Source organism: Polaribacter glomeratus (genome assembly GCF_002954665.1).
Lineage (GTDB): Bacteria > Bacteroidota > Bacteroidia > Flavobacteriales > Flavobacteriaceae > Polaribacter > Polaribacter glomeratus.
Window position 1 is genome coordinate 1252836 of record NZ_MSCM01000001.1, and the last position, 13342, is coordinate 1266177.

At 28.9% G+C, this 13342-nt stretch carries 13 protein-coding genes; 2 read left to right on the forward strand and 11 right to left on the reverse strand.

From position 1 onward, the window contains the following. Positions 1-182: 182 nt before the first annotated feature. From hemN to BTO16_RS05350, 4 genes are all read right to left on the reverse strand, one after another. Positions 183-1544 carry an oxygen-independent coproporphyrinogen III oxidase gene (gene hemN / locus BTO16_RS05335; protein ID WP_105020599.1) on the reverse strand — a complete coding sequence of 454 codons (1362 nt, stop codon included), beginning with the start codon at positions 1542-1544 and terminating at the stop codon, positions 183-185. 58 nt (positions 1545-1602) lie between these two features. Then, positions 1603-2301 (reverse strand): purine-nucleoside phosphorylase, encoded by a 699-nt coding sequence (gene deoD, locus BTO16_RS05340; protein ID WP_105020600.1) that lies wholly within the window; start codon positions 2299-2301, stop codon positions 1603-1605. Positions 2302-2379: 78 nt separating this feature from the next. Further along, the gene (locus BTO16_RS05345) at positions 2380-2712 is read right to left on the reverse strand and encodes a cupin domain-containing protein (RefSeq protein ID WP_105020601.1); all 333 of its coding nucleotides are present in this window, start codon (positions 2710-2712) and stop codon (positions 2380-2382) included. Positions 2713-2717: 5 nt separating this feature from the next. Further along, positions 2718-5093: a heavy metal translocating P-type ATPase gene (locus BTO16_RS05350; RefSeq protein WP_105020602.1), complete on the reverse strand. Its 2376-nt coding sequence runs from the start codon at positions 5091-5093 to the stop codon at positions 2718-2720. 100 nt (positions 5094-5193) lie between these two features. Here BTO16_RS05350 and BTO16_RS05355 point away from each other — a divergent pair, with 100 nt between their 5' ends. Both BTO16_RS05355 and BTO16_RS05360 read left to right on the forward strand, forming a co-directional pair. After that, a complete protein-coding gene (locus BTO16_RS05355) occupies positions 5194-5880 on the forward strand; it encodes a Crp/Fnr family transcriptional regulator (RefSeq protein WP_105020603.1) in 687 nt (228 codons plus the stop codon). A gap of 107 nt (positions 5881-5987) precedes the next feature. Then, positions 5988-6638, forward strand: a complete 651-nt coding sequence (locus BTO16_RS05360; RefSeq protein ID WP_105020604.1) for a peptidoglycan-binding domain-containing protein — start codon at positions 5988-5990, stop codon at positions 6636-6638. 11 nt (positions 6639-6649) lie between these two features. Here BTO16_RS05360 and BTO16_RS05365 read toward each other — a convergent pair whose 3' ends face one another. The 7 genes from BTO16_RS05365 to BTO16_RS05395 form a co-directional block, all read right to left on the reverse strand. Beyond that, positions 6650-7741, reverse strand: coding sequence for an AMP-binding protein (locus tag BTO16_RS05365; RefSeq protein ID WP_105020605.1), 1092 nt, complete (start codon positions 7739-7741; stop codon positions 6650-6652). Beyond that, positions 7722-8699, reverse strand: coding sequence for a CPBP family intramembrane glutamic endopeptidase (locus BTO16_RS05370; protein WP_105020606.1), 978 nt, complete (start codon positions 8697-8699; stop codon positions 7722-7724). Before BTO16_RS05370 ends, BTO16_RS05365 begins: the two co-directional genes overlap by 20 nt. A 34-nt stretch (positions 8700-8733) precedes the next feature. Continuing rightward, positions 8734-9774: an o-succinylbenzoate synthase gene (locus BTO16_RS05375; protein ID WP_105020607.1), complete on the reverse strand. Its 1041-nt coding sequence runs from the start codon at positions 9772-9774 to the stop codon at positions 8734-8736. A 97-nt stretch (positions 9775-9871) separates the two neighbouring features. Further along, the gene (locus tag BTO16_RS05380; protein WP_105020608.1) at positions 9872-10411 is read right to left on the reverse strand and encodes an SRPBCC family protein; all 540 of its coding nucleotides are present in this window, start codon (positions 10409-10411) and stop codon (positions 9872-9874) included. Positions 10412-10420: 9 nt separating this feature from the next. Continuing rightward, the gene (gene menA, locus BTO16_RS05385; protein WP_105020609.1) at positions 10421-11350 is read right to left on the reverse strand and encodes a 1,4-dihydroxy-2-naphthoate octaprenyltransferase; all 930 of its coding nucleotides are present in this window, start codon (positions 11348-11350) and stop codon (positions 10421-10423) included. After that, complete coding sequence (locus BTO16_RS05390; protein ID WP_105020610.1) at positions 11341-12840, reverse strand: PH domain-containing protein; 1500 nt, start codon at positions 12838-12840, stop codon at positions 11341-11343. The genes menA and BTO16_RS05390 overlap by 10 nt, the downstream gene beginning before the upstream one ends. Beyond that, a complete protein-coding gene (locus BTO16_RS05395; RefSeq protein ID WP_105020611.1) occupies positions 12833-13342 on the reverse strand; it encodes a PH domain-containing protein in 510 nt (169 codons plus the stop codon). Before BTO16_RS05395 ends, BTO16_RS05390 begins: the two co-directional genes overlap by 8 nt.

The window sequence follows — 13342 nt, forward strand, 5'->3', positions numbered from 1 at the left end:
AATAGGGAGAGATACTTAAACTTTACGCTTTCTTTTTCTAAAATTTAATAGTGTAAAATAGTCATAATTTTATTTTAAATATTTTTTTTATAATTTTATACTTCAAATATAATCAATGTATTAGAGACTAAATATGATATAAATCATAATCTAAATTACTTAAAAACCACGTTTAAATATAACTAGATTGTCATTGAAAACAACTTCGTTTCTGGTTGTTTTTGTTGCAATTTTTTATCAAAAGCCATGCATATATTTCTAACATAAGCTCTCGCTGAATCTGGAACTGACAAGGAAGCGCCCTCAATTATTACCAAACCGTCATTTTGCATTTCTTGTAATAAGCTTAAATGAGCATCAATATTTTTTATTTTAGTTGATTCTTCTTCCCACGAAGTGTAAAAATTGCACATAATGTTTAAAATATGCTTTCTTATAATTTTATCTTCTTCGGATAAAACATGACCTCTAAAAACAGGAATTTCTCCCAAATTTACAAGCTGCTGATATTCCTTTACCGTCTTTACATTTTGGGCAAATCCGTACCAAGAATCAGAAATTGCAGACATTCCTAAACCAATCATTAATTTGGTTTTGTTAGCTGTGTACCCCATGAAATTTCTATGCAATGTTTTGTTAATCGTTGCCAAATACAAACTATCTGTTTTCAATGCAAAATGATCCATACCAATTTCTTCGTATCCTAATTCATAAAAAAGTTCTTTTCCTATTTCATAGAGTTCTCTTTTTTCTTCATTTTTGGGCAAATCTTTTTCATTAAAACCTCTTTGACCTACACCTTTTATCCAAGGAACATGCGCATAACTGTAAAAAGATATTCTGTCTGGTTGTAATTCTTTAGTTTTATTAATACTATAAATTACGTTTTCTTTAGTTTGATGTGGCAGCCCGAAAATTAAATCGTGACTTACAGAAGTGTAACCAATTTCTCTAGCCCAATTTGTAACGTTTTTTACTGCTTCAAAAGGTTGAATTCTATGAATAGCTTCCTGAACTTTTTCGTTGTAATCTTGCACCCCAAAACTTACTCTTGTAAAACCTACATCAAACAACGTTTGTAATTGTTCTTTGGTTGTATTATTTGGATGGCCTTCAAAACTAAATTCGGATGCTTGATGTTTTTTTGCATATTTTAACAAGCCATCAATTAAAAATTTTAAATTTTCTTTCGAAAAAAAAGTAGGCGTTCCCCCACCTAAGTGTAATTCTTTTATAATTGGTTTTTCATCGACCAAATTTGTATATAATTGCCATTCTTTTAAAACAGTTTTAATATATTCTTCTTCAACTTCATGACGTTTTGTAATGTGTTTATGGCATGCACAAAATGTACACAAACTTTCACAAAACGGTAAATGAATATATACACTTATGCCTTCTGTACGATTGCTTTCTGTAAACGAGTTTTTAAAAGTTTGAATCCATTTTTCTTTTGTAAAAGTTGCTTTATCCCAAAAAGGAACTGTTGGATAACTGGTATATCTTGGTCCGGGAATATTATATTTCTGTACTAGTGATTTCATATGTTCTGGGTACAATTTTGTTTTATTCTTTAATAAAATTGCTAAAACTGATAGCCAATTATGCCAATTCTAAAGCAATTTCTATCATTTCTTTAAAGGTTTGCTCTCTTTCTTCGGTTGTGGTTCTTTCTTTAGTTACCAAACTATCAGAAATTGTTAAGATTGATAATGCATTTACATTGTATTTTGCAGCAAGTGTGTACAAGCCAGAAGTTTCCATCTCTACACACAAAACACCGTATTCTGCCCATTTTTTATAGCTTTCAAAATCGTCTGCATAAAACTCATCAGAACTTAAAATTCCACCTGCTTTTAAAGGAATTTTCTTCTCTTTTGCTACTTCAATTGCTTTTTGAAATAAAGTAAAACTTGCCGTTGGCGCATAATCTGCACCGTTAAAACGGATGGTATTTAACCCAGAATTTGTGGAAGCCGACATCGCTAAAATAATATCTCTAATTTTTACTTCTTTTTGATATGAACCTGCAGAACCCACTCTAATTAAATTTTTTACTCCGTATTCATTAATAAGTTCGTGGCAGTAGATTAACGTAGAAGGAATGCCCATTCCCGTTCCTTGTACAGAAATACTTTTACCTTTATAAGTGCCTGTAAAACCTAACATTCCGCGTACATCATTATACAAAAAAACATCTTTTAAAAAAGTATCTGCAATCCATTTTGCTCTCATAGGATCTCCTGGCAATAAAACAGTTTCTGCTATTTCTCCTTTTTTTGCTCCAATATGTACACTCATATTAATTGATTTTTTCTAGTTCCGCTTTTTTAAAGTCGTTTCTACAATTAAGAAAAAACAGTCTTTCCAAAAAATTTATTATACGTTTTTTACTCTTTTTACAGAATCTGATTTTGACAAAGTTAATCGTACAACACTATCTTCTGTTGCTGTTAAATTATGAACTATATGTGGTTTTAAAGCAACTAAATCGCCTGTCTTAAGTTGTTTTATTTCATCATTTACACCAAAATCGATGTTTCCTTTTATCACCTGAACAACAATTGCAAATGGCGCTTGATGATCTTCCATTACTTGACCTTTTTTAAATACAACTCTTATTTCTTTCGAAAAATCTGTATCTAACAGCAATGTAACAGCTGGTTTTAATGTATTAAATTTAATGTCTTCTAAAAATGAGGCTACTTTCATACTATTTATTTTATTTTTTTACCGATTAAATTGGTTGAAATTGTTGTAAAAATCACGATACTTATTGAACTTAAAGGCATTAATATTGCTGCAATTACAGGCATTAAATCACCAACTACAGCAAAATATAAGCCAACAATATTGTAACAAAGTGATAGTAAAAAGCTCTGTTTTATAATGGTAATTCCTTTTTTAGATGCTTTTAAAAATTCTTCAATTTGATGAAACTGAGAAGCATCTAAAATAGCATCGCAAGCAGGAGAAAACACGTTAATATTTTCTGATAAGGAAATACCAACATCACTTTTTGCAAGCGCTCCGGCATCATTTAAACCATCGCCAATCATCGCAACTTTTTTATTTTCTTTTTGAAAACTAGCAACAACCTCTAATTTATCTTCGGGTTTTTGATTGAATATTAAGACTGTTTCCTTTGGAAGATTTTCTTGTAGAAATTCTTTTTCACCTTCGTTGTCACCAGAAACCACTGCCAAGTCGTAGTTGTTCTTTAATGAATTAAAAAGCGGCTTCACTCCTTTTCTATAGGTGTTTTTGAATGTGAATTTACCTTTATACGCATCGTTAAAACTGATGTGAACAGAAGTATCTAAAGAAAATATATCTTGATCATTTTTAACAAACGAAGCCGAACCTAATTTTAATTTTTGCTCTTTATAACCTGCTTCTATTCCTTGTCCAATAATTTCATTATAATTAGAAACTTCTAACGTTTCTACTTCGGCAAAACTATTGTAGATACTTCTACTTAAAGGATGGTTGGAAGCTCTTAAAGAACTTTTTAAAATTATTTTTTCTTGATTGTTTAACTCAATTCCCGCATAAGAAACTGTGTTTTCTTTATTAGTTGTTAATGTGCCTGTTTTATCAAAAATAATTGAATCTATACTGGCTAGTTTTTCTATTACCGTAGCATTTTTTAAGTAGAATTTTTTCTTTCCAAAAATTCTTAAAAGGTTTCCTAAAGCAAAAGGAGCGGCCAATGCAATTGCACACGGACAAGCAATAATTAGCACAGCTGTAAAGACATTCAGTGCTTTTGATGAATCAAAATACAGCCAATAGGCAGTTGCTAAAAATGCAACGGATAACACAAATAGGGTAAAATTTTTACTAATTGTATCGGTTGCTGTTTTAAAGTATGATGCTTTGTCTTTTGCAAAAACATCGTTACTCCAAAGCTGCGTTAAATAACTTTGAGAAACCGAAGACAAAACCTCCATCTCTAGTACACCAGAAAGTTGTTTACCGCCAGCGAATAATTTATCCCCAGATTTTTTAGCAACCGGCGCGGCTTCACCGGTTACAAAACTGTAATCAATTTGCGCATTTCCGTTGATAAGGATTCCATCAACCGGAATTAATTCTTGATTTCTTATTAATAATCGGTCTCCTTTTTCAACTTCATAAATTTGTACATTTTCCTCTTTTTGATTTGCTACAATTCTAGTAACTGCAATAGGAAAGTACGATTTATAATCCCTTTCAAAAGACAAGAAATTGTATGTTTTTTGTTGAAAGTATTTTCCTAAAAGTAAAAAGAAAACCAAACCGGTTAAACTGTCAAAAAAACCAGTTCCTAAATCAAGAATAATTTCAACAGTACTTCTAATAAAAAGTACTGAAACGCCCAGTGCAATTGGCACATCAATATTTAAAATCTTTGAACGTAAACCTTTATAAGCAGATATAAAGTAATCATTTGCAGCATAAAAAACAACTGGTAATGAAAAGAAAAACATCAATCCTCTAAAAATATATTTATACTGCTCTAACCAAAATTCTGAAACTTCAAAATATTCTGGAAACGACAAAAACATAACATTACCAAAAGCAAAACCTGCAATTCCTAGTTTATAAATTAAACTTCTATCAACTTTCTTTTTGCCCGTTTCATAATCTTCTAAACTTATATATGGCTCATACCCAATTGAACTTAATAACAACACAATATCCTTTAAAGAAATGGTTTCTGAATTAAATGTAATTCTTACTGTTTTTTTAGGAAAATCAACTTGTGATGCCGTAATTTTTGCATTTAATTTATGTAAATTCTCTAAAATCCAAATGCAAGAACTACAATGGATGTGCGGAATATAAAAAGTAGCTATTTGGATGTTTCCGTCATTAAAATCTAATAGTTTTTCAATGATTTGTTTATTATTTAAAAAATCATATTTGCCCTGAATTTCTATCGGAATTGCTCCTGGATTTTCTTGAAAATCATAATAACATGTTAAATCATTTTCAGAAAAAATTTCAAAAACTGTTTTACAACCATTACAGCAGAAAAATTTCTCTTCTACCTTTATATTTGTATCATTACAAGAATCCCCACAGTGATAACAATGTGTAGTTTTCATATTTACTCGTTTGCCTACAACAAATCTCCAATAAGAATTGGTTTTAAAATATGATATTTATCAGCTTTATTATACATTTGAAAATCAAATATTCCCGAAAATGAACAAATGTGAACAATGTATTGTACGTCAATTTAATTCTTTAAAAACACTTACTAAAGACGAATTGATAAAGATATCTGCATGTAAAACTTCTAAAATTATTAAAAAAGGAGAAGTTATTTTTAAGGAAGGAGAATATTTAAACGGTGTTTTTTGTATTAGAGATGGTGTATGTAAAGTTTCTAAAATGAGTGAAAACGGTAGAAACCAGATTATAAGTTTAATACAACAAGGAAGCATGTTAGGCGAAAGAAGTTTAATTTCTGATGAGATTTCTAACCTTACAGCAACTGCTTTAAGTGACATGGAAGTGTGTTTTATCCCAAAAGAAGAAATTATAAAAGACCTTGAAAAAAACCCTAATTTTACATTAGATGTTTTAAAAACAATGGCAAATTCATTAAAAAATGCTGATAACCTTATTGTTGATATGGCTCAAAAAAGTGTAAAACAAAGATTAGCGGATACACTTTTACATTTATTAGAAAGATTTGGCTTAAATACAGATGCCGCTATAAATATTCAACTTTCTAGAGAAGATATTGCAAATATAATTGGCACAGCAACCGCGTCTGCTATTCGTTTACTATCTGAATTAAAAAAAGAAAAAATTATTGATTTTATTGGTAAAGATATTACCATTTTAAATAAAAAAGAACTTGAAAAAATTGCTCAAGGCTTTTAATATTCTTTGTTAAATTAAAATATATTTTTATTTACCGTGAAATTTTAGCAAACAACAGTTTATAAACTTTTACTACATTTGTGCTAATAATTAACCCTAACTATAACATGAAACAACTAATAATTTTTATACTTTTAATTATAGCTGGCTTAGTTGGTTATGTAAAATACAGTCAATACAAAAGATATAATTCTCCTGAAATAAATTACAAAACAGCCAAAAATTTAGATGTAGCTTATTACAATCAAGAACTTGTTTTAAATTATTATCAAGCTGTCTCAAATTTAGACGGTTACGTAATGTTGCAATGGTCTGCAAATGAAATTGATGTAAGAACGCCAGAAGAGGATACGAATAAAACTAAAATTGCGGTTGATGGGTACGCTAAAAAATTAGCAAAAATAAAGTATTACGAAACGATACTTGAAAATTCTTTACAATTAAAAGAAAAAGGACTCTCTAATAAAGAGGTACAATTTATAGAAGAAAATGGTCTCGATTTAGACTCATATAATAAAAAATTGAATTTCGATAAAATAAAAAACCTCTTTGATCCTAAAGTTAATTTATACAAAGGCGAAAAAAATGCCATTATTTATGAAGTTCAAAAACGATTAATAGTACTCGGTTACAAAATACAGAAAGATGGTGTTTATAGAATAGAAACCTTAGAAGCAATTAAAAAATTTGAAGAAAAGAATGATCTTTTAGCCGATGGTTTTATAGACGTTTTGACGCTAGAATTCATGTTTCAGTAAAAAACAATCTCTTATAATTTTAATAAATCTAATGTTTTATTTCGTTGGATTTTTTTTGTGCCTGTTTCTATAAAATGAGTTACAAAATAAATTTCTTTCGGAGTTTCAAATTTTGATATTGATTTTAAATTTAAAATTTCTTTTTTTATAAACAATTGAAAATCAAAGTTATTGTAATTATCTGCCTCAATAATCAAAACTAATTTTTCGCCTAATTTTTGGTCAGGAATTCCGGCAACAAAAAAACGACGTGTAATTATTTCGGATAACTTCTCCTCTATTTTCTCTGGATGTAATTTAATTCCGCCAGAATTAATAACAGTATCAAAACGGCCTAACCATTCAAATTGCGTGTCGGAAATCAACTGAACTACATCATTTGTAAAAATAATTTCATCCGAAACTTTTGGCGCGTTAATAACCAAACAATTTCTATCATCTATGTAAATTGTTACATTTGGCAACGTTTTATAAAATGACTGTTTCGTGATTATTCGCTTCGATGATGAAAAATTATTTAATTTTTTGACTGCAATATGAGTAATGGTTTCTGTCATTCCATAGGTTGCAAAAATGACAGTAGAAACATCTTGAATTTTAGTTTTCAATTCTTTTGAAACTACTCCTCCACCAACTATCAATGTCTTTATTTTAGAGAGTTTAGAAATGGAATTTTCTAATTGTAACGGCACCATCGCAGAAAAATCGTACATTTTATCAACTTTTTCTAAAGGATAAGAATTTGGTGCTACAACATCTAAATGCCAACCTAAAGTAATGGCTCTTATCAGCATTAATTTACCAGCAATATATACTGTTGGCAAACACAGTAAAGCAGTTGTATTTTCTTGTAAATCAAAATAAAGTCCTGTTGCAACCGCAGAATTTACTACAAACTCTTTTTTTAATAAAATTGATTTTGGTGTTCCTGTAGAACCAGAAGTTTGCACTGATATGCATTTATCCGAAGAAAACCAACTTTCTAAAAATTGATGAATTTCATCAGAAAAACCTTTTGTATACGCTAATATTTCAGCTACAGAAGTAAATGAATATCCATTTAATTGAAAACTTTTATGAAATTTAATCTGATCCGATTTCATCTAAAACTCTATAATTTTCTTTTAAACTTAAAGGTTTTTCAACTTTACCTGTTAATTTTTCTATCCAATTATTCCAGCCATATTTTTTGGAAAACATCCATAAAATTAAAGGATATAGAACAAAAACCGGAATAAACATTTCCCAAGTTACCGAAGGTTCTGATGTATCAATAAATAACGCATCTGTTTGAAAAACCATCCAATCTGTAGTTACTAAAAATGCTGCAATCATATTATTTGCTGCGTGTAAACCAAGCGCTAACTCTGTGCCTTCGTCCATTAAAGTTGTAATTCCGTAAAAAAAACCTGTTCCAATATAAAAAACCATAAGTATGCTTCCCAATTTTTGAACCTCAGGATTTGCGCCATGTAATAAACCAAAACAAACCGAAGTTATAACTAAAGGAACCCATTTATTTTTTGCTAAAACGCCTAAACCTTGCATAAAATAGCCTCTAAACAACAACTCCTCTAAACTTGTTTGCAAGGGAATAAATACTATGGAAATTGCTACTAAAATAAAAAATGGTTTTGCGTTAAAATTAAACGTATAATTTTCTAGAGCTAAATAAATACCAATTACAGAGAGCACTACAACCAAAATACCCCAGCTTAAAAATCCAAACAAAAACCGTTTCCAATCAATTTTTTTTCTACTAGTTACTAAAGATGTTATGGTTCTTTTATGAATATATTTAATACCAATTAGTAAAAAAACCAATCCTACAGCAAACATAAAAAGCATTAAAAATAAAAATAAATTTTTGTTGATGCCTAGGGTCATAAAATTATCTGCAGCAGCATTTGCAAACTCAGTCATATTTTCTGTAGAAGCAAAAGCCGTCATTACTAAAGGAATTACCCCTAAAATTTGCCATCCTATAAAAACTATGATGATAGTAAATATCCAATGATACCATTCATTATTTCCTTTAAAAGCTTGTTGTATATAATTCATTTTTTCTTTTATCTAATATTAATTTAAACAAAAACTACTTTAAATTAAAGTTCCAATTTAACGTTCTATTATAAATTAATGTTCCGTTTTTAACCTGTAAAGGGCTTTCAAAATTGTTTGTAAACAAACCGCCAGTTCCTAAACCTTGTGGTAAATTACTTTTTAAAGTATAGGTAAATTGTGCAATTGCATTCAGCCCAATATTGCTTTCTAATGCAGATGTAATCCACCAATCACAACAATTTTGTTTTGCTAAATTAATCCATTCTTGGCTGCCTGCAAAACCACCAATTAAACTTGGTTTTAAAATGATAAATTGCGGTTGTATAGTTTGTAATAATTCCTTTTTTTCTTCCGATTTAAAAACCCCTATTAATTCTTCATCTAACGCAATTGGCAATGGTGTTTTTGCACACAATGCTGCCATTTCTTGAACTTGCCCTTGTTTTATGGGTTGTTCTATAGAATGGATTTCTAATGCCGATAGTCGTTCTAATTTTTCTAGCGCATTCTTCGGATTAAAAGCACCATTTGCATCCACTCTTAATTCGATTTCGTTGGATGAAAATTCTTTTCTGATGGATTTTAACAACTCAATTTCTGCATCAAAATCAATAGCACCAATTTTCATTTTGATGCAAGAAAAACCTGTTTTTAGTTTTTCTTTTATTTGATCTTTCATAAACTGCTTCTCGCCCATCCAAATTAAACCATTTATAGCAATAGCCTCGTTTCCTTTTGTAAATTCTGATGGAAATAACTCAAATTTATCATCACTTTTGAGTGATAAAAATGCTTGTTCTAAACCAAATTGAATTGACGGAAAGTCAATAACTTCTGACACTAAATTTTCTAAACCAAGATTAATATTCTTACAAACCCAGCTTAATTTTTCTTCGTAGTTAGGAACGTCGTCTATACTTAAACCTCGAAACAAACCAGTTTCTCCAATTCCATTTTTATCATTTTCTTCTAAAAGGATAAACCAAGTTTCTTTTGTTTTCAAAACTCCACGCGATGTTCCGCTTGGATTTTTAAAATTAAGAGTGTATTTTTTATAAGTAGCTTGTATCACTTTAAAAAGGTGTTTTAAATTTATATAGTTTTAATAATTGACCGAAGTAAAAGTTAATTTTTAAAACTTTTTTTGAAAATAAAAAGAACAAAAACGATTATTGAAAACTGTCAACTGAAGACTTATTTTCTTCAATAAACGCTTTTAAATTATTCAAATACGATTGGTCTTGTTTTTCGAAAGTGCCTTTAAAATAAGGAAACATACAAGCCATTAAAAAAGATTCACTTTGGCAACTCGTATTTAAAGTGATGATAGTATTTCCTTCTTTTTCTGTAAAAATATAATCGTCTCTTTTTAGCATATTTTCAGCATCAAAAAACAAGGTTAACTTTTCATTTTTAACGTAGGCAATTACTTTTTGCGTCATTGCAATTTCTTGACCTTGATTTTCAATCACCATTTTATAACTGCTTCCTATTTTTCCAATATTTTCGTTAATAACTTCGAAAGATTTTATTTCTGGAATCCATTCTTTTATGTTTTCTGAATTGCTAAATGTTTCAAATACTTCTTTTACAGGTTTATTTACAGTAACTTGTGTTGTGTAACTAGTTTCTTTTATCAACAAACCCGTTGCAAAAAAAACAACTACAATAGCCGTTATAATTCCTAAAATTATTTTTATTGTTTTCATAAATGATATTTAAAAAATTTGACCTATTCCAAAAAGAATTGCAAACAAAAAAGTACTTAAAGCCACTTTTTTTAATTCGCTGTCTAATTCTGCTGGAATTTTATTTTGAGCAACCGTTTTCATATTTTTAATCAACGGAATAAAAGCAACTAAAAAAACAAGTTGGTAAACCGATGTAAAATCTAAAAAAACAAAAATTAACGCCATAACTAATGCGCCAAAAATTAAAAAATAATGATATTTTTTAGCTTTTTCGTTCCCTAGTTTAACAACTAAAGTATTTTTATTATTTTTTTGATCTTCTGTTTGATCTCTTAAATTATTTAAATTTAAAACAGCTGTGCTTAACAATCCGATAGAAATTGCGGGTAAAAATATTTCGAAATTGATGTTTTTAGTATACAAAAAATAGCTACCAACAACACTTAACAATCCGAAGAATACAAAAACAAAAACATCACCAAAGCCGCTATAACCATAAGCTGAATTGCCAACCGTATATTTAATTGCTGCTGCAATTGAAGCAATTCCTAATCCGAAGAATAAAAAAGAATAGCCAAAATTCTCACTGCCAAAAGCAACATAAATTAATAACAAAGCAATTATTAACGTAATTATTGTAGTTATAATCATAGCTAATTTCATTTGTTTAGGCGTAATTAAGCCGGATGAAACCATTCTTGCTTCGCCTGTTCTATTCTTATCGGAACCTTTTATGCCGTCTCCATAATCATTTGCAAAATTTGAAAGCACTTGAAAACCAATTGTGGTAAAAATTGCTAACCAAAAAATACTTGATGCTAAAATGCTTGGCTGATTATTGATAGCTGCCGTATTTTCAGATACTTGATTTCCTAAAATACTACCAACAATAATTCCAGATACAGACAAAGGCAACGTTCGTAAGCGTGCCGCATTTATAAAACTCTTTACATCCATGAAGTCTTACTATTTTCTACTTTATATAAAGTGTGGTTATAAATTTTAATGGCATCCTCAAAACGAATACAAGGAATATTAATTTTTCCTGATGCAGTTTGCAAAACAATATCTGCAACATCACTTTTTTTTTGAAAAAAAGTTTGCTTCATTTTTATATTTTGAACTTTAAAAATTTCTAAATAAGTTAAGTGTGTTTCTAATAATCCGCTGCCAACTAATAACATAGTATCTGTTATTTTATAAAAGCGTTTTTTTACTTTTTTAAGGACTAAAAACGTGATAATAGGAAAAACTAAAATAGTAGAGTAAAAAATTTCTACTTGAGAGGAGATCAGAAATAAAACTGCATACATGCCAATTGTAAACAAAAAAGAAAATGTGAAAATTCTACGTTTGTAATAAGAATTAGGATATTTTCTTTCTCCATTTTCTAGTTCAGTTACATTAAAAAGACTTGCTTTTATACTAGCAATTTGTGCTTTCTTACATCCCACTAAGCGTATTAATTTATCTTTTTTTACGTTAACCCTTCCGCTAAGGACTTGTTTAAATGTGATGAAAGAAATACCAATGAGTTTTTTTAATGGATTAGTAGAAATGGTAATATTTTGAATTTTTTGTTTTTTTAAAACAATTGATTTTTTTGTAAATAGTCCTTGACTAATTTCAAAAGAATCATCTGTTAAATAAGCTGTTAAATTAAAATGTACTAAAAACACTTTAACAAAAGAACTTAGTAAAGCTACTATTGTTAAAAAAATGAACAAAATAAGTATAAAGAAAAAACTTGCAGAGAGCGCATTTTTACTTTCTACTATTAAACCGTCTAAAGCTTCTGTTCTACCTAAACTACCTACAATTTGCTCTATTTGCTGAAAAAAACCAATAATAATGGCTAAAAAAATCATTAAATTCTGAAGGTGATTTTCAGTAAGACTCACTTTTAAAAGCTCTTTTACACCAATCTTAACCAATGGTTTTTTATCTGAGTCAATAATTTCAGTTGCCCCAAATTGAGCTTTTTTTGATACAAATTCTTTTAAAGCTTCTGCTTTTAATAAAGGCAATGCTTTAATTGCAATTTCTGTATCTTTTGACCCCGCAGTTTCGATACTAACTTCAAATACACCTATTATTTGCTGAATAATATTCTGTTTAAAATTGATATTCTGAATTCTATGAAAAGGGATGGATGTGTTGGTTTTTTTTAAAATTCCTTGCTTTAAAATAAAATGTTCGTTGGCTATTTTAAACTGAAAATTTTTATATGTTAAATACGCTCTAGCTAATAACAAAAGTAATAGCAGTGTTAAACTTAGATACAAGTAATTTGCACCTAGATTAGATAGTTTAGAAAAATCTTTAATAAGTAATAAAAGCAATAACCAACTTACTTTAATTAATTTATATATTAGATGTATATAAATAACTAAAATTCCTTTTGGTGATTGTCTCGAAAAGTTAGAAAAATCAAAAGAATTATTCATTAATTTTTGTGGTAATAAATTCCTTAATTTTTAATGCTGTTTTTTTTGTGATACCTTTAATTACCAAATCATCACTACTATCACCTGCTGTGTAAACACTTATAGAAGATAAACCAAAAACTCTTGAAATTAATTTTTCATCGGTCTCTACATGCTGAATTCTAGAAAACGGAACCGTTGTTATTTTTCTAACCAACAAACCAGATTTGTAAGAAATATCCTTTTCTCTTAACGCATATTTTCGCTTTGTAAAACTTAGCAATAAATACCAAATAATGAACCCAAAAAAAGCTATAAAAATGCCATAGATAGGAACTATAAACTCATTGATTTCTGCTGTAAAGACATATTGATGCATTACAATTAATCCTATAAAAAGTGGCGTAAAGAACAAAAAAGCATTAATTAAAATTACTTTTAAATAGTTCTTATTTATTTTTATAAATTCTAGCTTTTTAATATCGGGTAATTCTAAAACCAAATCGTTACTAAAAATAGTCAT